The organism is Fluviicola chungangensis, assembly GCF_007558725.1.
Taxonomy (GTDB): Bacteria; Bacteroidota; Bacteroidia; order Flavobacteriales_D; family Crocinitomicaceae; genus Fluviicola; species Fluviicola chungangensis.
The window spans coordinates 56,145-74,528 of record NZ_VLPL01000011.1; the positions used below are offsets into that span (position 1 = coordinate 56,145).

The 18,384-nt window shown below is 41.3% G+C and carries 31 protein-coding genes; 30 read left to right on the forward strand and 1 reads right to left on the reverse strand.

Annotation, left to right across the window (positions count from 1 at the left end; translation table 11 throughout):
• Window position 1 precedes the first annotated feature (1 nt).
• Window positions 2–2,098, reverse strand: coding sequence for an autotransporter outer membrane beta-barrel domain-containing protein (locus tag FO442_RS17340; protein ID WP_144334485.1), 2,097 nt, complete (start codon window positions 2,096–2,098; stop codon window positions 2–4).
• A 454-nt stretch (window positions 2,099–2,552) separates the two neighbouring features.
• Between FO442_RS17340 and rpsL the strand changes: the two genes are divergently transcribed.
• From rpsL to rpsD, 30 genes are all read left to right on the forward strand, one after another.
• Complete coding sequence (rpsL, locus tag FO442_RS17345; protein WP_124744417.1) at window positions 2,553–2,933, forward strand: 30S ribosomal protein S12; 381 nt, start codon at window positions 2,553–2,555, stop codon at window positions 2,931–2,933.
• 15 nt (window positions 2,934–2,948) lie between these two features.
• The gene (gene rpsG / locus FO442_RS17350) at window positions 2,949–3,419 is read left to right on the forward strand and encodes a 30S ribosomal protein S7 (RefSeq protein WP_124744418.1); all 471 of its coding nucleotides are present in this window, start codon (window positions 2,949–2,951) and stop codon (window positions 3,417–3,419) included.
• A gap of 3 nt (window positions 3,420–3,422) precedes the next feature.
• Window positions 3,423–5,528 carry an elongation factor G gene (fusA, locus tag FO442_RS17355; RefSeq protein WP_144334486.1) on the forward strand — a complete coding sequence of 702 codons (2,106 nt, stop codon included), beginning with the start codon at window positions 3,423–3,425 and terminating at the stop codon, window positions 5,526–5,528.
• 12 nt (window positions 5,529–5,540) lie between these two features.
• On the forward strand, window positions 5,541–5,846 hold the full coding sequence (gene rpsJ / locus FO442_RS17360; RefSeq protein ID WP_013685556.1) for a 30S ribosomal protein S10: 306 nt from the start codon (window positions 5,541–5,543) through the stop codon (window positions 5,844–5,846).
• A gap of 101 nt (window positions 5,847–5,947) precedes the next feature.
• Window positions 5,948–6,562 (forward strand): 50S ribosomal protein L3, encoded by a 615-nt coding sequence (gene rplC / locus FO442_RS17365; protein ID WP_144334487.1) that lies wholly within the window; start codon window positions 5,948–5,950, stop codon window positions 6,560–6,562.
• Window positions 6,562–7,188, forward strand: coding sequence for a 50S ribosomal protein L4 (gene rplD, locus FO442_RS17370; RefSeq protein WP_144334488.1), 627 nt, complete (start codon window positions 6,562–6,564; stop codon window positions 7,186–7,188). Before rplC ends, rplD begins: the two co-directional genes overlap by 1 nt.
• A 6-nt stretch (window positions 7,189–7,194) precedes the next feature.
• A complete protein-coding gene (gene rplW / locus FO442_RS17375) occupies window positions 7,195–7,488 on the forward strand; it encodes a 50S ribosomal protein L23 (RefSeq protein ID WP_144334489.1) in 294 nt (97 codons plus the stop codon).
• A gap of 10 nt (window positions 7,489–7,498) precedes the next feature.
• Complete coding sequence (rplB, locus tag FO442_RS17380) at window positions 7,499–8,323, forward strand: 50S ribosomal protein L2 (protein WP_144334490.1); 825 nt, start codon at window positions 7,499–7,501, stop codon at window positions 8,321–8,323.
• Window positions 8,324–8,326: 3 nt separating this feature from the next.
• Window positions 8,327–8,605 carry a 30S ribosomal protein S19 gene (rpsS, locus tag FO442_RS17385; protein ID WP_144334491.1) on the forward strand — a complete coding sequence of 93 codons (279 nt, stop codon included), beginning with the start codon at window positions 8,327–8,329 and terminating at the stop codon, window positions 8,603–8,605.
• Window positions 8,606–8,622: 17 nt separating this feature from the next.
• Window positions 8,623–9,018, forward strand: coding sequence for a 50S ribosomal protein L22 (rplV, locus tag FO442_RS17390; protein ID WP_144334492.1), 396 nt, complete (start codon window positions 8,623–8,625; stop codon window positions 9,016–9,018).
• 11 nt (window positions 9,019–9,029) lie between these two features.
• On the forward strand, window positions 9,030–9,779 hold the full coding sequence (gene rpsC / locus FO442_RS17395; protein WP_144334493.1) for a 30S ribosomal protein S3: 750 nt from the start codon (window positions 9,030–9,032) through the stop codon (window positions 9,777–9,779).
• 23 nt (window positions 9,780–9,802) lie between these two features.
• Window positions 9,803–10,231 (forward strand): 50S ribosomal protein L16, encoded by a 429-nt coding sequence (gene rplP / locus FO442_RS17400; protein ID WP_144334494.1) that lies wholly within the window; start codon window positions 9,803–9,805, stop codon window positions 10,229–10,231.
• An 8-nt stretch (window positions 10,232–10,239) separates the two neighbouring features.
• Window positions 10,240–10,437 (forward strand): 50S ribosomal protein L29, encoded by a 198-nt coding sequence (gene rpmC, locus FO442_RS17405; RefSeq protein ID WP_144334495.1) that lies wholly within the window; start codon window positions 10,240–10,242, stop codon window positions 10,435–10,437.
• A 26-nt stretch (window positions 10,438–10,463) separates the two neighbouring features.
• Window positions 10,464–10,721, forward strand: coding sequence for a 30S ribosomal protein S17 (gene rpsQ / locus FO442_RS17410; RefSeq protein WP_124747812.1), 258 nt, complete (start codon window positions 10,464–10,466; stop codon window positions 10,719–10,721).
• A 12-nt stretch (window positions 10,722–10,733) separates the two neighbouring features.
• Window positions 10,734–11,102, forward strand: a complete 369-nt coding sequence (gene rplN, locus FO442_RS17415; RefSeq protein WP_013685545.1) for a 50S ribosomal protein L14 — start codon at window positions 10,734–10,736, stop codon at window positions 11,100–11,102.
• Between the two features lie 14 nt (window positions 11,103–11,116).
• Window positions 11,117–11,434, forward strand: a complete 318-nt coding sequence (gene rplX / locus FO442_RS17420; protein WP_144334496.1) for a 50S ribosomal protein L24 — start codon at window positions 11,117–11,119, stop codon at window positions 11,432–11,434.
• On the forward strand, window positions 11,434–11,985 hold the full coding sequence (gene rplE / locus FO442_RS17425; RefSeq protein ID WP_144334497.1) for a 50S ribosomal protein L5: 552 nt from the start codon (window positions 11,434–11,436) through the stop codon (window positions 11,983–11,985). The genes rplX and rplE overlap by 1 nt, the downstream gene beginning before the upstream one ends.
• A 4-nt stretch (window positions 11,986–11,989) precedes the next feature.
• Entirely contained in the window at window positions 11,990–12,259 is a 270-nt protein-coding gene (gene rpsN, locus FO442_RS17430) for a 30S ribosomal protein S14 (RefSeq protein ID WP_144334498.1), read from the forward strand.
• Between the two features lie 59 nt (window positions 12,260–12,318).
• Entirely contained in the window at window positions 12,319–12,717 is a 399-nt protein-coding gene (gene rpsH, locus FO442_RS17435) for a 30S ribosomal protein S8 (RefSeq protein WP_144334499.1), read from the forward strand.
• Between the two features lie 209 nt (window positions 12,718–12,926).
• Window positions 12,927–13,484, forward strand: a complete 558-nt coding sequence (gene rplF, locus FO442_RS17440) for a 50S ribosomal protein L6 (protein ID WP_144334500.1) — start codon at window positions 12,927–12,929, stop codon at window positions 13,482–13,484.
• Between the two features lie 11 nt (window positions 13,485–13,495).
• Window positions 13,496–13,849, forward strand: a complete 354-nt coding sequence (gene rplR / locus FO442_RS17445; protein ID WP_144334501.1) for a 50S ribosomal protein L18 — start codon at window positions 13,496–13,498, stop codon at window positions 13,847–13,849.
• Between the two features lie 5 nt (window positions 13,850–13,854).
• Entirely contained in the window at window positions 13,855–14,373 is a 519-nt protein-coding gene (gene rpsE / locus FO442_RS17450) for a 30S ribosomal protein S5 (RefSeq protein ID WP_144334502.1), read from the forward strand.
• Window positions 14,374–14,384: 11 nt separating this feature from the next.
• Complete coding sequence (gene rpmD, locus FO442_RS17455) at window positions 14,385–14,561, forward strand: 50S ribosomal protein L30 (RefSeq protein WP_144334503.1); 177 nt, start codon at window positions 14,385–14,387, stop codon at window positions 14,559–14,561.
• A gap of 20 nt (window positions 14,562–14,581) precedes the next feature.
• Window positions 14,582–15,028, forward strand: a complete 447-nt coding sequence (gene rplO / locus FO442_RS17460) for a 50S ribosomal protein L15 (RefSeq protein WP_144334504.1) — start codon at window positions 14,582–14,584, stop codon at window positions 15,026–15,028.
• Between the two features lie 23 nt (window positions 15,029–15,051).
• Window positions 15,052–16,395 (forward strand): preprotein translocase subunit SecY, encoded by a 1,344-nt coding sequence (gene secY / locus FO442_RS17465; protein ID WP_144334505.1) that lies wholly within the window; start codon window positions 15,052–15,054, stop codon window positions 16,393–16,395.
• Window positions 16,396–16,398: 3 nt separating this feature from the next.
• A complete protein-coding gene (infA, locus tag FO442_RS17470; RefSeq protein ID WP_013685534.1) occupies window positions 16,399–16,617 on the forward strand; it encodes a translation initiation factor IF-1 in 219 nt (72 codons plus the stop codon).
• A gap of 35 nt (window positions 16,618–16,652) precedes the next feature.
• On the forward strand, window positions 16,653–16,769 hold the full coding sequence (rpmJ, locus tag FO442_RS17475) for a 50S ribosomal protein L36 (protein WP_090248872.1): 117 nt from the start codon (window positions 16,653–16,655) through the stop codon (window positions 16,767–16,769).
• Window positions 16,770–16,771: 2 nt separating this feature from the next.
• Entirely contained in the window at window positions 16,772–17,146 is a 375-nt protein-coding gene (gene rpsM, locus FO442_RS17480) for a 30S ribosomal protein S13 (RefSeq protein WP_144334506.1), read from the forward strand.
• A 39-nt stretch (window positions 17,147–17,185) separates the two neighbouring features.
• Window positions 17,186–17,572 carry a 30S ribosomal protein S11 gene (gene rpsK / locus FO442_RS17485; protein WP_013685531.1) on the forward strand — a complete coding sequence of 129 codons (387 nt, stop codon included), beginning with the start codon at window positions 17,186–17,188 and terminating at the stop codon, window positions 17,570–17,572.
• Between the two features lie 85 nt (window positions 17,573–17,657).
• Window positions 17,658–18,269 (forward strand): 30S ribosomal protein S4, encoded by a 612-nt coding sequence (gene rpsD / locus FO442_RS17490; protein ID WP_144334507.1) that lies wholly within the window; start codon window positions 17,658–17,660, stop codon window positions 18,267–18,269.
• Window positions 18,270–18,384 lie beyond the last annotated feature (115 nt).

Here is an 18,384-nt window from a genome sequence, read left to right on the forward strand (position 1 = left end):
ATTAATTGACCGGTAGTCGGATCACTTCAGAAAAACCGTTTCTGTAAGTAATGTGTATTAAACTAATTCCGGGACTTAAGTCCAGTTCAATATAATTTTTGGCTTCATTGATACCGAACGAACGGATCTCTTTTCCTTCGCAATTGTAAAAGGCTACGGCATCACCTTTTTTCAAGGCTTGTCCGAAGATTACGGTCCCATTATAATATCTTGCATATTGTTTCGAAGATCGCGTGTTAATAGCGATCATCCGGCTTCTTTCCTGCTTTCCGTCGCGGTCTGTCGATAATAACTGGTAGTAATTCATACCTGGTTCTGGGTCTGAATCAACTGCGGAATATTCTTTTCTGGAATCGGAATTTCCGTTGACATAAATGGTTTGTACTGTTTGTTCGGTTGAATTGATTGGATCAATCCGCAATACATCGAACTTGCCCAGATTTGTTTCCGACAGTGTGGTCCACGTCAGAAGTACATCGTTATCCATCATCGAAGCTTGCCAATTTATTAATTCAACTCCTAAAGGATAGACGCATGTTGGTTCCACCCGGTAAGTTGGATTTCCGGGATCGTCAAAATCAATGAAACTTCCGTTACCACCTAATAAACTCGGTTCATATGTAACGGATTCGGTTGTACCTGCAAAAATGGCATCCAGCGTTCGTGTTCCTGTGCCGCTATTTGCAAAACGACCTGATGTGCTGGTGTTATTGCAGAAAACTGCATAATATTGTTGTGTGGAAGGGCATTGGGGAGAGTAATCAAACACATAAGACGGAGTTTGTCCGGTGAACACAACAATGATAGCTCCGGCTGGGATTGGATCTGCATAAGTGAAAATGTTGCAGCCGGCCATTGCATTTAATTGGGCTATATAAGCCGGATTGTTTCCCAGTGTATTGGTCCCGCAACCGGAGTTGCAGTAAGTTCCTCCTGATGGAAATGCAAGGGAAATGTCATTTATTGAAAGAGCGTTCGCACCATTCTCTATAATCACCTGTTCATCCAATCCTTCCACACTGGAGCAGGCATCTGCCAGGATCGAACGGATTTGAGGAGTACTGCAATTAGATTGTGTTGTAAATGAATAAGTAGCAACTGATGTATTGAGGTAAGACTCATCACAGTTTGGATTGACTCCATTGTATTCAAATACTTTGAAATAATAAGTGGTTCCCGGAGAAAGGCCGATTACTGTAACCGTGTTTGCTGTCCCGTTCATCACAACGTAATTTCCGGTGCCAACCGATGCTCCAGATCCGTATGTGCTGTTTGCGGTGTAGTTGGTTCCGTTGACAGGTGTATCCGAAAAATTGGTCAGCGAGATTACCCCGATCCTGTTTGTCCCATTTCCAGGAGTAAAGTTAATTTGAGCACTTGTACAAAAATTTGTGGATGTGACGGAACTCGCATTTGTTGTTGGCGCAGTTCCGGGGGAACAAGGAGCTGTTATTGTTCCGATCAATTTCACATCGTCAACCGTCCAACGTTCCGCTGTTGTATTATTGATTGCACGAATTCGGATCCTTACCTGTGTGCATGAGTTCGGCAGATCCAGGTGAACGGTTGAGTAACCATCCGTCGTTTTATTACCTGTCGTTGACCCCGGGGCAAAAGTAGTTGGTGTATTGTTCCCATCATATACAGCAGTTGCCAACCCGGTACCGGTGGTATAATGCCAATATGCATTCAGGTTCCCGGTGACCTGGATTTCATTTGAATAAGTTGTTCCGCCGTCAAAGGAAATGTCCAGATTCACAGCGTCTGAAGTCTCAGCTCCGTTACCGGTTGATCCGAGCGACCAGGATGCCAAGCGAAACTCTATATATTTTGAAGTATAAGTACCCAGACCGCTTATATTTCCAAATGTTAATACCGAAGAGGTATTAACTGTCGCGAAAGAAGTGGTTGCGCTTGTATATACTGCAGATGAAGCAGGTCTGTCTCCGGCGGCGGAGTTCCCGGTCACAGTTGCGCCATTTGTATTGACGAAGCTCCAGGAAGGAGAGCCGCCGTCAAAATCCTGAACGGCGATAGTTGTTTGAGCTGATGTATAACCAATTATGAATAGTAAGGATGCGGAGAGAAATACCTTCATGTTGTAGCGAGTTTTTGGCTAAAATAAGGTTGTTGATGCTAAGTCAGGATTATGTTAAGATTAATTTTTTCAGACACAAGCTGCATAAAATCAAACTATTCAGATTTAAAACGATTTAGCACTGTTAATAAAAAATGAAGGTATGCAGAATCTTTTTTTAGGGTTTTCTGAAATTCGAAACAATTCTTTGTAAAAACCATTTCTCCGGATAGATCCGACTTTTAAAAAAAACAATTTTTTGATTCGAATGATGTATCGATCTAAAATGGTTTGTTTTGATTGGGTTTTTGTTTTTTGTTTTCCAAATGTTATTTCATCAACATTAATTTGTTCAAAAACAGCACTTTTTTAGCGAAAGGCTTGCATTGTAAGTTTTTCTATCTATCTTTGCACCCCTCAAAGTGTGTTCTTTGGGGAAAACTATATTTATTAATTAACAAAATTTGAGTACTGTATGCCAACTATACAACAGTTAGTGCGAAAGGGAAGGACTGCGGTAGTAAAGAAGTCAAAGTCAGCGGCTTTGGATTCTTGTCCGCAGCGCAAAGGAGTATGTGTACGTGTGTACACCACTACACCTAAGAAGCCGAACTCAGCGATGCGTAAAGTAGCGCGTGTTCGTCTTACCAACGGTAAAGAAGTGAATGCTTATATCGGAGGAGAAGGTCACAACTTGCAAGAACACTCTTTGGTTCTTGTGCGTGGTGGAAGGGTTAAAGATTTACCGGGGGTTCGTTACCACATCGTTCGTGGTGCGGAAGATACGGCAGGTGTTGAAGGCCGTTCACAACGTCGTTCTAAGTATGGAACAAAACGTCCAAAAGCTAAGAAATAATTAAATTTTTGAGAGATGAGAAGAAGAAAAGCGAAAAAGATTGCCATACTCCCGGATCCAAAGTTTAATGACGTTGTCGTAACGAAATTCGTTAACAACTTGATGTATTCTGGTAAAAAGAATTTGGCATTTAAAATTTTCTACGATGCATTAGAGATCGTGGATAAAAAATTAGAAGATCAGGAAGGATTGGAAGTGTTCAAAAAAGCATTGGAAAACGTTACTCCATCTGTGGAGGTTCGTTCCCGTCGTGTGGGTGGAGCTACTTTCCAAATCCCTACACCGGTTCGCGAAGGACGTAAACAATCATTGGCTATGAAATGGTTGATTGGTTACGCACGTAAACGTAACGAGAAATCTATGGCCGGTAAACTGGCTTCAGAAATTATTGCCGCTTCCAAAGAAGAAGGTGCTGCTTTCAAAAAGAAAGAAGATACACTGCGTATGGCTGAAGCTAATAAGGCATTTTCACATTTTAGATTCTAAGAAATGGCAAGAGATCTTAAATATACAAGAAACATTGGTATCGCAGCTCACATTGATGCTGGGAAAACAACTACAACTGAGCGTATTTTGTACTACTCAGGTGTAAACCACAAAATTGGTGAGGTTCACGACGGTGGTGCTACCATGGACTGGATGGAGCAAGAGCAAGAGCGTGGTATTACCATTACTTCTGCTGCTACAACAGTAAACTGGAACTACCGTGGTACAAAATACCACATCAACATTATTGATACTCCGGGACACGTTGACTTTACCGTAGAGGTAAACCGTTCATTGCGTGTATTGGATGGATTGGTGTTCTTATTCTCTGCAGTAGATGGAGTAGAGCCTCAATCTGAAACAAACTGGCGTTTGGCTAATAACTACAATGTTCCGCGTATCGGTTTCGTTAACAAAATGGACCGTCAGGGAGCAGATTTCTTAAACGTGTGTAAGCAAGTGAAAGAAATGTTGGGTAGCCACGCTTTGCCATTACAAATCAACATCGGTGATGAAGATAACTTCAGAGGAGTTGTTGATTTGATCAACTGGAAAGGAATCGTTTGGAACGATGCTGACCAGGGAATGACTTTCCAGGAAGTTGAAATTCCTGCAGATATCATTGACGATGCACGCAGATTGCGTTCTGAATTGTTGGAGGCGGTTGCCGAATTCGATGAGTCATTGATGGAGAAATTCTTCGAAGATGAAAACTCTTTAACTGAGCGTGAGATTCTGGATGCATTGCGTCAGGCTACGATCTCCGGAAAAGTAGTTCCGATGATGTGTGGTTCTTCTTTCAAAAACAAAGGAGTTCAGGCCATGTTGGATATGGTGATGGAAATTCTTCCTTCTCCATTGGATATCGAAGCGATTGAAGGAATCAATCCTAAAACAGATGAGCCGGCATTCCGCAAGCCTTCTTTTGATGAGCCGTTTGCAGCTTTGGCGTTTAAAATTGCAACTGATCCGTTTGTAGGTCGTTTGTGTTTTACACGTGCTTACTCCGGTAAATTGCCTGCAGGTTCTTACGTATTGAACACACGTACAAATAACAAAGAGCGTATTTCCCGTATCTTCCAGATGCACGCTAACAAGCAAAATCAAATTGATGAGCTTGGAGCAGGAGATATCGCAGCATTGGTTGGATTTAAAGATATCCGTACAGGAGATACTTTGTGTGCTGAGAATGCACCGATTATATTGGAGTCTATGAACTTCCCTGAGCCGGTAATCGGAATCGCAATTGAGCCTAAAACTCAAGCTGACCAGGATAAATTGGGTATCGGATTGAACAAATTGGCTGAAGAGGATCCAACATTCCGTGTAAACACGGACGAAGAGACTGGTCAAACAGTTATCTCCGGAATGGGTGAGTTACACTTGGATATCATTGTTGACCGTTTGCGTCGTGAGTTTAAAGTGGAAGTAAACCAGGGTGCTCCTCAGGTTTCTTACCGTGAAGATATTACTGCAGCTGTTGAACACCGTGAAGTGTACAAGAAGCAATCAGGTGGTCGTGGTAAGTTCGCGGATATTTATGTGAAGATTTCTCCACAGGATAACCAGGAAAAAACTGGTCTTGAATTCATCAACTCGATCAAAGGTGGTAACATTCCTCGTGAATTTATTCCTTCGGTAGAGAAAGGATTCAAAGAATCCATGAAAAATGGTGTAATGGCTGGGTACCCGGTTGAATCATTGAAAGTTGAATTGGTGGATGGTTCATTCCACGCTGTCGATTCAGATTCATTGTCATTCGAATTGGCTGCTAAAATGGCATACCGTGAAGCATTGAAAAAATGTCGTCCGATCTTGTTGGAACCGATCATGAAAATTGAAGTGGTTACTCCGGAAGAAAACATGGGGGATATCGTAGGTGACTTGAACCGTCGTCGTGCGATCGTTCGTGGAATGGATGATAAAGCAGGATCTAAAGTGGTTAAAGCTGACGTTCCTCTATCTGAAATGTTCGGTTACGTAACACAATTACGTACACTTTCTTCAGGTCGTGCAACATCTTCTATGGAATTCTCTCACTTTGCAGAGGCTCCTAAGAACGTAGCAGATGAAGTGATTGCAAAAAATAATGGAAAAGTTTCCGCTTAATACAAACGAGTAATGAGCCAAAAGATTAGAATTAAATTAAAGTCGTACGATCATAACCTGGTTGACAAATCGGCTGAGAAAATCGTTAAGACGGTTAAAGCAACAGGAGCAGTAGTTAGTGGTCCGATTCCACTTCCGACTCACAAACGTATTTACACGGTATTGCGTTCCCCACACGTTAACAAGAAAGCGCGTGAGCAATTCGAATTGTGTTCTTACAAGCGTTTGTTGGATATCTACAGTTCTTCTTCCAAGACTGTTGATGCGTTAATGAGATTAGAACTTCCTTCGGGAGTTGATGTAGAAATTAAAGTGTGATGAAATTTCTGTGTGAATGTGGGCTTGCGATTAATCGCAAGCTCCACTGATCACAGAAGAATACATCACTTTAATAATTTATAATTTATAATTAGTAAAGTATGCCTGGAATTATTGGTAAAAAAATCGGAATGACTAGCGTCTACAGTGCCGAGGGTAAGGCAACACCATGCACAGTAATAGAAGCTGGTCCTTGTGTAGTAACTCAGGTTAAAACACAAGATCGAGATGGGTACGAGGCAATTCAATTGGGATTTGGAGAGCGTAAAGAAAAAAACACTCCGAATGCATTGAAAGGTCATTTCAAAAAAGCAAAAACGACACCAAAATCTAAATTGGTTGAGTTTAAAGGTTTTGACGGACTTAATCTTGGGGATGTAGTTGACGCAACAATCTTTGAAGAAGGAGAATTTGTTGGAGTAGCTGGAACATCTAAAGGAAAAGGTTTTCAAGGGGTTGTAAAACGTCATGGTTTCGGTGGAGTTGGTCAATCAACACACGGTCAGCATAACCGTTTGCGTGCTCCCGGTTCAATTGGTGCTTGTTCATACCCTGCACGTGTATTCAAAGGAATGCGCATGGCTGGTCAGACAGGTAACAAACGCGTAACAGTAGAGAACTTAGAAGTATTGCGTGTTTTGGCTGACAAAAATTTAATCGTAGTAAAAGGTTCTATTCCAGGACCTAAAGGTTCAACCGTAACAATTGAGAAATAATGGAAGTAAAAGTAATTGATAGCAAAGGAAAGGCTACTTCCAAAAAGGTAACCTTATCGGAGACAATCTTTGGAATTGAGCCAAACGATCACGCAATTTATTTAGATGTGAAGCAACACTTGGCAAATCGTCGCCAGGGAACTCACAAATCAAAAGAGCGTAACGAAGTAGCAGGATCTACCAGAAAATTGAAAAAACAAAAAGGAACGGGTGGAGCTCGTGCCGGTAGTGTTAAATCTGGTACACGTGTAGGAGGTGGACGTATTTTCGGACCACGCCCGCGTAACTATCACTTCAAATTGAATATCAAATTAAAGCGTTTGGCACGTAAATCTGCTTTCGCATACAAAGCAAAATTGGATTCAATTGTCGTTTTAGAAGATGTAGCTCTAGCAACACCAAAAACAGCAGAATTCAAATCGATGTTATCGAACTTGAACTTGTTAAACGAGAAGGTGTTGATGATCGTAGGAGCAGGTAATGACAATGTTTACTTGTCTTCACGTAACTTACAACGCGTTAAAGTTGTATCTGCTGATTCCGTTAACACATACGATGTGTTGAACGCGAAGAAAGTCGTATTAACAGAAAGTTCAATCGAAGTAATCGAAAAGATTCTAAACTAATTGATGATGAGTACAATTATCAAAAAGCCAATCATTACAGAAAAAGCAACTGCCGCTAATGATAACGGTAGCTTCGCTTTCGAAGTAGATCGCAAGGCGAATAAATTGGAAATAAAAAGCGCTGTCGAAAAGATGTACGGAGTTCACGTAGTGAATGTACGCACACTCACTTATGGCGGTGGAAAATCCTCTACGAAATATACGAATAGAGGTGTCGTTGAGCAAAAAAGTCGCGTATGGAAAAAAGCCATCGTAACTGTTGCTGCAGGAGAAACGATTGATTTGTTTAATAATTTTTAAGTAAAAACTGATGGGTCTTAGAAAATTTCAGCCTATTACTCCAGGGCAAAGACACAAGATCAACAGTACGTATGCTGAAGTAACAACCAATGTTCCTGAAAAGAGCTTGGTTGCGAAAAAAAGCAAGTCTGGTGGTCGTAACAATGATGGTCGTATGACCATGCGCTACATCGGTGGTGGACACAAGCAAAAGTATCGTATCATTGACTTTAAACGCGATAAGCACGGAGTGCCTGCGGTAGTAAAGACAATTGAATACGATCCAAACAGAACTGCGCGTATCGCATTGCTTTACTATGTGGATGGAGAGAAACGTTATATCGTTGCTCCTGAAGGATTGAAAGTTGGTGATACAGTTGTATCTGGTGCGGGTGCTGCTCCAAATGTTGGAAACGCATTATTTTTATCCGATGTTCCTCTTGGATCTGTGATCCATAACATCGAGTTGCAGCCTGGAAAAGGTGGTGCAATTGCTCGTGGAGCAGGAACATATGCTCAATTGAACGCTCGTGATGGTCGCTTTGCGATTATCAAATTGCCTTCTGGTGAGACTCGTATGATTTTGACTACTTGTATGGCTACAATCGGAGCTGTATCGAATGGAGAACATTCATTAGTAGTTTCTGGGAAAGCTGGTCGCTCACGCTGGTTGGGTCGTCGTCCACGTGTACGTGGTGTTGTGATGAACCCGGTAGATCACCCGATGGGTGGTGGTGAAGGGCGTAACGCCGGTGGTCACCCTCGTTCTCGTAACGGTATGCCTGCTAAAGGATACAAAACGCGTTCGAAAAAGAAGTATTCAGATAAGTTTATCATCGAGAGAAGAAAGAAATAAGGTATGAGTCGTTCGTTGAAAAAACCACCTTTTGTACACTATAAGTTGACAAAACGAGTGGATGAAGCACAAGCAAGCGGAAGCAAAGCAGTTATCAAAACATGGTCACGCGCTTCCACAATCACTCCTGATATGGTCGGGTTGACGTTTGCAGTGCATAACGGGAATAAGTTTATTCCTGTGTTTGTAACAGAGAACATGGTTGGACACAAGTTGGGTGAATTTTCACCTACACGTAACTTCCGTGGGCATGGTGCTAACAAAAAGGATAAAAAAAGATAGTTTAAAATTCAAGTGACATGGGCGCTAGAAAGAAATTAAGAGCTGATAAAATTAAAGAAGAGAATAAGTCAATAGCTTTCGCAAAGTTGAACAATTCTCCGATTTCTCCTCGTAAAATGAGATTGGTTGCAGATCTTGTACGTGGAGTTGAAGTAAACAAAGCTCTAAACATATTGCAACACAATGCGAAAGACGCATCGTTGAGTTTATCCAAGTTATTGCGTTCTGCAATTGCTAACTGGGAAGCTAAAAACGAAGGTAAGAGCATTGAGGATGAAAAATTAGTGGTGAAATCTATCGAAGTAGGTAGTGCAGGTATGTTGAAGCGTATTCAAACTGCTCCTCAAGGTAGAGCTTACCGAGTTCGTAAAAGATCAAACCACGTGACTATCGTAGTTGATGGTTCAAAATAATTGTAAAGGAAATGGGACAAAAGACGAATCCAATTGGTAATAGACTAGGTTTCATCCACGGATGGGAATCTAACTGGTACGGTGGAGATAACTACCGCGATAAAATCGTTGAAGACGATCAGATCCGCAAGTATCTTCACGCTCGTTTATCCAGAGCAAGTATTTCGAAAATCATCATCGAGCGCACCCTCAAGCTCGTTACTGTAACAATCAACACGGCTCGTCCGGGTGTGATTATCGGTAAAGGTGGTCAAGAAGTAGACAAATTGAAAGAAGAGTTAAAGAAATTGACGAAAAAAGAGATTCAAATCAACATTTTCGAAGTGAAACGTCCGGAATTGGATGCTCGCTTGGTTGCTGATGGAATCGCTCGTCAGATTGAAGCTCGTATTTCATTCCGTCGCGCTATCAAGATGGCTATCGGTTCAACCATGAGAATGGGTGCCGAAGGTATCAAAGTGAAAATTTCAGGTCGTTTGAATGGAGCTGAAATGGCTCGTTCAGAAATGTACAAAGATGGACGTACTCCGTTACATACGTTCAGAGCTGATATCGATTATGCAGTAGGTGAGGCATTGACTACTTACGGTTTGATCGGGATCAAAGTATGGATCTGCAAAGGTGAAGTTTACGGTCGTCGTGATCTTTCTCCAAATGTTGGAATGGCTGCTCAGGGGGCTAAAGGTGGTGCGCCATCCGGAGACCGCGACAGAGGCAATCGCCGTCCGGCTGGAAAAGGTGGAAACCGTAAGAAGAAGTAAAAACACATTAAAATTTTCAGAAGATGTTATCTCCAAAGAGAACCAAATTTAGAAGAGTTCAAAAAGGTCGTAATCGTGGTGAAGCACAACGCGGATCAACAATTGCATTCGGATCTTTTGGACTGAAAACATTGGAGCCGGGATGGATTACATCACGCCAGATCGAAGCTTCCCGTATCGCAGTTACGCGTTACATGAAGCGTGAAGGTAAGGTGTGGATCCGAATCTTCCCTGACAAACCGATCACATCGAAGCCTGCAGAGGTACGTATGGGTAAAGGTAAGGGAGCTCCTAGCCACTGGGTGGCAGTTGTAAGACCAGGTCGTATTATGTTCGAAGCGGATGGAGTTCCTTATGAAGTTGCTAAGGAAGCATTGCGTTTGGCAGCTCAAAAGCTACCGGTAAAATGCAAGTTCATTGTTCGTAACGATTATGTTGTACCGGGTAAATAATTGAAGGCATGAAAAAGAAGGAAGATTTAAGTAAACTTTCAGTTGAAGATTTGCAAAAGCAAATTGTAAGTGCAACAGAAGCACAAGCAAAATTGAAGTTGGGACACAAAGTTACTCCATTGGAAAATCCAATCGTAATCCGTAACAACCGCAAAGCTATTGCTCGTTTGAATACTGAATTAACAAAACGTCAGAATCAAGCCTAGTGCTGGATTCGTTAAATAAGCTTCAAATGGAAAAGCGTAATTTAAGAAAAGAACGTATCGGGACTGTTACCAGTGATAAGATGGAAAAATCTATCGTGGTTTCTGTAGAAAGAAAAGTAAAACACCCGAAGTATGGTAAGTTCGTGAAAAAAACTACTAAATTTGTGGCCCACGATGAAAATAACGACTGTAACATTGGTGACACCGTTAAGATCATGGAGACCCGTCCCTTGTCTAAGAACAAGAATTGGAGATTAGTAGAAATTTTAGAAAGAGCTAAATAATAATTAGTTGCAATGATACAACAAGAATCAAGACTTGCAGTTGCAGATAACTCCGGAGCAAAAGAGGTGTTATGTATCCGCGTATTAGGTGGTACAAAACGTCGTTATGCTTCAGTAGGAGATAAAATCGTAGTAGCTGTTAAGAGCGCAATGCCCTCTGGAGCCGTAAAAAAAGGATCGGTTGCCAAGGCGGTTGTTGTAAGAACGCGTAAGGAGGTTCGCCGTCCGGATGGTTCTTACATTCGTTTCGATGATAACGCATGTGTTATCTTGAATCAGGCGGGGGAGATGAGAGGAACCCGTATTTTTGGACCAGTAGCTCGTGAGCTTCGTGAAAACAATTATATGAAAATTGTTTCACTTGCTCCCGAAGTACTTTAATCAGTAGTGAAGTCATGCAAAAGAAATTACACATCAAAGTAGGCGACACTGTTAAAGTATTAAGCGGTGAGTCTAGAGGTCAGGAAGGAACAGTATTGACCATTGACAGAAACAAAGAACGTGCTACCGTAGGAGGTGTGAATGTGGTAAAACGCCACACGAAGCCTAGCGCGTCTGAACCACAAGGCGGAATCGTCGAAAAAGAAGGAAGTATTCATATTTCCAACTTAATGGTGGTTGTTAAAGGACAAGCGAGTCGCATCGGACGTAAGGAAAATGCGAAAGGTAAGTTAGTTCGTTATTCTAAAAAATCAGGAGAGGAGATCAAGTAATGAGTTATTCACCAAGATTAAAAAAGCAGTACAAGGAGGAAATCGTTCCTGCATTGACTGAGAAATTTGGGTACAAAACCATTATGCGTGTACCTAAGTTACAAAAAATTGTAATCAGCCAGGGATTGGGTGATGCAGTTGCTGATAAGAAAATCGTTGACAATGCGGTTGCAGATGTTTCTCGCATCGCGGGTCAAAAAGCAGTAGCTACGATATCTAAAAAAGACGTTTCCAACTTTAAATTGCGTAAAGGAATGCCAATCGGTACAAAAGTTACTTTACGTGGTGATAAGATGTACGACTTCCTGGATCGTTTTATTGCTGTTGCTTTACCTCGTACACGTGACTTCCGTGGAGTGAATCCAAAAGGATTTGACGGACGCGGAAACTTCAATTTGGGAGTTAAGGAGCATATCATTTTCCCTGAGATCGATATCGATAAGGTAAGTAAGATTTTAGGTATGGATATCACTTTTGTTACAACAGCTGAAAGCGACGAAGAAGGAAGAGCTTTGCTAGATGCCTTCGGATTCCCATTCATCAAAAAATAAGACAATGGCTAAGGAATCAATGAAAGCGCGTGAGCGCAAAAGAGAAAAAATGGTAGCAAAATACGCAGCGAAAAGAGCTGAGTTGAAAGCTGCCGGAGATTGGGATGCATTGCAACAATTGCCAGCGAATTCTTCTAAGGTTCGTATGCACAATCGTTGTGGGTTGACTGGTCGTCCTCGTGGTTATATGCGTCAATTCGGTGTTTCACGTGTTACTTTCCGTGAAATGGCATTGGCTGGTAAAATCCCGGGAGTTAAAAAAGCAAGTTGGTAAAAGTCTTCGTCAGTTGACGAATTGAAACTCTACCGAGTAATTAATAAAAGAAAAAGGACATGTATACAGATCCTATTGCAGATTATCTGACACGCATTCGTAACGCGAATATGGCTCGTTTGAAGACAGTTGAAATTCCTGCTTCAAACACAAAAAAAGCAATTACAGCAATCTTGTTTGATCAAGGTTACATCGCGAATTACAAATTCGAAGAGGATGGAAAACAAGGTGTGATTAAAATCGCATTGAAATACAACCAGTCAACGAAGGTTCCTGCGATTACTAAAATCGAGCGTGCGTCTCGTCCAGGTCTTCGCAAGTACTCAGGTGCAGCAGAAATGCCACGTGTGTTGAATGGTTTGGGAATTGCTATCGTTTCCACTTCAAAAGGAGTGATCACAGATAAAGAAGCAAGAAAAGAAAATGTAGGCGGAGAAGTTCTTTGCTACGTTTATTAAAAAGCATAATTGGAAATTCAAAGAGGTGTCATTCTCGATACTTGCTAAGCAAACTCGAATTGACACTCTTTCCATTTTCAACTGTCAATTAGTAAAAACTAGAATGCAGATTTCTGATCGCTAGGTAAGCAAAAAGATATGGGTCTTGACTCGTATCTTTTATTGTTGTATCTTCGCGCTCGTTTTCGTAATTCGTAATTAAATAAATAATGTCAAGGATAGGTAAATCCCCAGTAACAATCCCGAGTGGAGTTGAAGTAAAGGTGGACGGATCAGTTATCTCCGTAAAAGGATCCAAAGGTACATTGACACAGGACTTCGATACAGAAGCTGTTTCAATCACTATCGAGGGATCTGTAATCACTTTAAGCCGCGCGTCTGATGCGCCGGACCATCGTTCTAAGCATGGTTTATACCGTGCATTGATTCAGAACATGGTTGTTGGTGTATCCGAAGGGTACAAGAAGGAATTAGAAGTAATCGGTGTAGGTTACCGTGCTACAGCAACAGGACAATCGTTGGAGTTAGCATTAGGTTATTCTCACCCGATCATTATCGAACTCCCGAAAGAAATTAAGGTATCTGCAGATACTCAAAAAGGTAAAGCTCCGGTAGTGACTTTAGAGTCATTCGACAAGCAACTTTTGGGCCAGGCTGCTGCCAAAATTCGTTCCCTTCGTAAACCGGAGCCGTATAAAGGAAAAGGTATTCGCTTCATGGGCGAAGAGATTAGAAGAAAAGCTGGTAAATCTGCAGGTAAAAAATAATTTTAGAAGTTATGGCATTTAGTAAATTAAACAGAAGAGCAAAAATTAAGAGAAGAATCAGAAAGAAAATTTCTGGTACTACTTCAGTGCCTCGTCTTTCTGTATTTCGTTCAAACAAGCAAATTTATGCTCAGTTGATCGATGATACAAAAGGAGTTACATTGGCTGCTGCTTCTTCTTACAAAAACAAAGCTGCTGATAAGAAAAACAAATCTGAGCAAGCAGCAGTTGTAGGAAAAGAGATCGCTTCAAAAGCGGTAAAAGCTGGTGTGGAATCAGTAGTATTTGACCGTAACGGGTACTTGTACCACGGTCGTGTTAAATCATTGGCTGATTCAGCTAGAGAAGGAGGACTTAAATTTTAATCATCATGGCAGCAATTATAGGAAATAGAGTAAAAGCCTCAGATATTGAGCTTAAAGATAAATTGGTAGCTGTGAACCGTGTGACTAAAGTAACAAAAGGTGGTCGTACGTTCAGTTTCTCAGCTATCGTAGTTGTTGGGGATGAAAACGGTATCGTTGGTCATGGTCTTGGTAAGGCAAAAGAAGTAACAGAAGCGATTACAAAAGGAATCGACGATGCGAAAAAGAACCTTATCAAAGTTCCGATCTTAAAAGGTACGGTTCCTCACGCTCAAAAAGGAAAATTCGGTGGAGCAGAAGTTTTATTGAAACCTGCAACAAATGGTACAGGAGTAATCGCCGGTGGTGCGATGCGTGCAGTATTGGAATCTGTAGGCGTTCACAACGTATTGGCAAAATCTCAAGGATCATCCAATCCGCACAACGTAGTTAAAGCAACGATCAATGCATTGGCGTCTATGCGCGATGCAGCAGCTGTTGCTCGTCAACGTGGAATCAGTATGGACAAAGTGTTTAACGGTTAATAAAAAGTAGTATGGCAACAATTAAAATAAAACAAGTTCGCAGTGCTATCAAACGTCCGGCTCGTCAAAAAGCGACAATCGAGGCGTTAGGATTTCGCCGTTTGAACCAGGTAATTGAGAAAGAGGCAACTCCGCAAATTCTTGGCATGATCAAGAAAGTAGCGCATATGGTAGAAGTTGTAGAATAATACTTTAAAACGAATTATCCATGAATTTAAATAATTTAACACCTGCTAAAGGATCCGTTCTATCTGATAAGAGAATCGGTCGCGGACACGGTTCCGGTGGTGGTGGTACTGCTACGCGCGGTCACAAAGGAGCGAAATCCCGTTCCGGTTATTCTAAGAAAATTGGATTCGAAGGAGGACAAATGCCGTTACAACGTCGTGTTCCTAAATTCGGATTCAAAAACATCAACAGAGTTGAATACAAAGCAATCAATTTGGATGCTATTCAATCGTTGGTTGAACGTAAGAATGTAACTGATATTACTATCGAAGTACTTCGTGAAAACGGTTTGATATCTCGCAATGACCTGGTAAAAATCCTGGGTCGTGGAGAGCTTAAATCTAAAGTAACAGTAAGTGCTCACAAGTTTTCTTCTTCTGCAAAAGCAGGAATTGAGGCTCAAGGTGGTAGTATTTCAGAAATCTAATTAACTTTGCCGACATTTTTTTTATGAAACGGTTTATACAAAACATAAAAAACATCTGGAAAGTAGAAGAGTTAAGAAAGCGTATCTTATTGACGCTTTTCTTAATTCTTGTATACCGTATCGGATCGTTTATCATGTTGCCTGGCGTGAATGCAGAAGCAGTACTTGCAAATGCTACACGCAAAGGAGGTGACAACGTACTTGAATCATTGTTGTCGATGTTCTCCGGTGGAGGGTTTACCAATGTGTCCATTATGGCGCTTGGTATCATGCCTTACATTAGTGCGTCGATCATTATGCAATTATTGGGAATGGCTGTTCCGGCTGTTCAGAAAATGCAGAATGAAGGTGAATCAGGGAGAAAACAAATCAATACGTATACTCGTATACTGACGATTATAATTTGTGCTGTTCAGGCACCAAGTTATATTTCATTGTATGCGGCTAGTATTAAAGGTGCGCTGCCTGCTGAACAATCGATGTTATGGTGGACAACAGCAGTGTCTTGTATGGTTGCCGGTTCAATGTTTGCTGTATGGTTGGGTGAACGCATTACAGATAAAGGAATTGGGAATGGTATTTCGTTATTGATTACCGTAGGGATTTTGTCCCGTCTCCCGTCTTCTTTCTTATCTGAAATGGCTGCTAACAAAGATTTCCCATTGAAAATTGTTTTGGAGATCATCGTATTCATGTTGATTGTACTTGGAACAATTCTGATTATTCAAGGTGTGCGGAAGGTTCCTTTAAACACGGCAAAACGTGTGGTAGGAGCAAGAGCGGTAGATGAGCAGGGAGCGAGAAACTATTTGCCTTTGAAGGTGAATGCTTCCGGTGTAATGCCAATCATCTTCGCGCAAGCGATTATGACGATCCCGGTAATGATCTTCTCTCAGCAAAAAGATGGGGGCGTGATTCAATATGCATTGGGAGATACACATGGTATTCCCTACAATGCATTGTTAGCACTTTTGATTATCGTATTTACGTACTTCTACACTGCTATTATGATCAACCCGCGTAAAATGGCGGATGATTTGAAGCGCAGTGGAGGATTTATCCCCGGAGTTCGTCCGGGAGATGAAACTGCTGAGTATATTGACTCGTTGGTGTCCCGCATTACATTGCCAGGATCTGTTTTCCTTGCATTGATTGCGATCTTGCCTTCGATTGCATATGCTTGTAATATTACTTCTGGTTTTGAGTATTTCTTCGGAGGGACTTCGTTGTTAATCATGGTAGGAGTAGTTTTAGATACCCTTCAGCAAATTGAATCTTATTTATTGAACCGTCACATGGATGGTTTAATGGAAGGATCACGTGTGAGAGGACGAAGAAGTATAAACGAAATGTCATCAGGTTTCTAGATTATGGCTAAACAGGCATCTATAGAACAAGACGGAACGATTATCGAAGCATTGTCCAATGCAATGTTTCGTGTCGAGTTGGAGAATGGACACGTTATTACGGCGCACATTTCAGGAAAAATGAGAATGTTTTACATTAAGATTTTGCCTGGTGACCGTGTGAAGGTGGAAATGTCTCCTTATGATTTAACTAAAGGACGTATTTCTTTCCGCTACAAGTAATTTGTAAGAAAGAACTCCGATAAAAAAAGCAAAAGATGAAAGTAAGAGCTTCAGTAAAAAAACGTTCTGCAGATTGCAAGATCGTTAAAAGAAAAGGAAGGGTTTACGTGATTAACAAGAAGAATCCTAAACTAAAACAAAGACAAGGGTAATTATGGCACGTATCGCAGGTATTGATCTACCAAAAAACAAGAGAGGTGTAATCGGTTTGACGTACATCTTTGGAATCGGTCGCAGCACCGCTAAGAAAGTGTTAACATCAAACGGAATTGATGAGAACATCAAAGTACAAGATTGGAATGACGATCAGATTGCTTTGATTCGTAACTCCATTTCCGAGATTAAGACAGAGGGACAGTTGCGTTCTGAGATCCAATTGAACATTAAGCGTTTGATGGATATCGGATGTACTCGTGGAATTCGTCATCGTGCTGGTCTTCCGTTGAGAGGTCAACGTACGAAAAACAATTCTCGTACTAGAAAAGGTAGAAGAAAAACAGTTGCTAACAAGAAGAAGGCAACTAAGTAATAGTTTGTCGCTTAAAGCGGTAGCTTAAAAGTTAAGAAAATGGCAAAAGCAAATCAAAAGAAGAAGAAACAAGTCAAAGTAGACGCAGCGGGTGAAGCGCATATTCAAGCTACCTTCAACAATGTGATTATTTCTTTGACAAACAACGCTGGTCAGGTTATTTCCTGGTCATCGGCTGGAAAAATGGGCTTCAAAGGTTCTAAAAAGAACACTCCTTATGCTGCACAAGTTGCTGCTGAGGATGCATCAAAAGAAGCACATGACTTCGGATTACGTAGAGTGCGTGTATTTGTGAAAGGACCAGGTGCTGGTCGTGAATCAGCTATCCGTGCAATTCACAATCATGGTATCGAAGTAATCGAAATCATCGATGTAACTCCACTTCCGCACAATGGTTGTCGTCCACCAAAAAGACGTCGCGTTTAATAATAGTAATTTAATCTAAAGGGGAAAAAATTGATTATCGAAGGAAAAGCCTTAATTCATAATCCCCCTTTTTACATTTTATAGTATGGCAAGATATACAGGCCCAAAATCGAAAATTGCCCGTCGTTTCCGCGACCCAATTTTCGGTCCGGATAAATCTCTGGACAAAAGACAGTATGGACCGGGACAACACGGACCAAACAAACGTAGAGGTGGAAAGCAGTCAGAGTACGCTATCCAACTTGGTGAAAAACAAAAAGCGAAATATACTTACGGTATCCTGGAGCGTCAATTCTCGAACTTGTTCAAGAAAGCGTCACGCATGAAAGGGATTACAGGTGAAGTATTGTTGCAATTGTGCGAAGCGCGTTTGGACAACACAGTATACCGTTTAGGAATTGCTCCTTCCCGTCGTGCTGCTCGTCAGTTGGTAACTCACAAACACATTGTGGTAAACGGAGAAGTGGTAAACATTCCTTCTTATACGTTACGTGTAGGTGATGTAGTAAGTGTTCGTGAAAAATCAAAGTCTTTGGAAGCTATCGGTGCTTCTTTGACAGCGTCAACAAACAAACGTTACGATTGGTTGGATTGGGATTCAGCTTCAAAATCAGGAAAGTTCCTAAGTGTTCCTTCCCGTGATATGATTCCTGAGAACATCAAAGAACAATTGATCGTCGAATTATACTCTAAGTAATAAGCCGATATTGGAGCCCTTTCGGGGCTCCATATTTAATTATTTAATCATTGAATTGCAGCCAAAGGGTTTGCTCGACTTTCTTCAATCGATCAGACCGCGCAACTGCAAGACA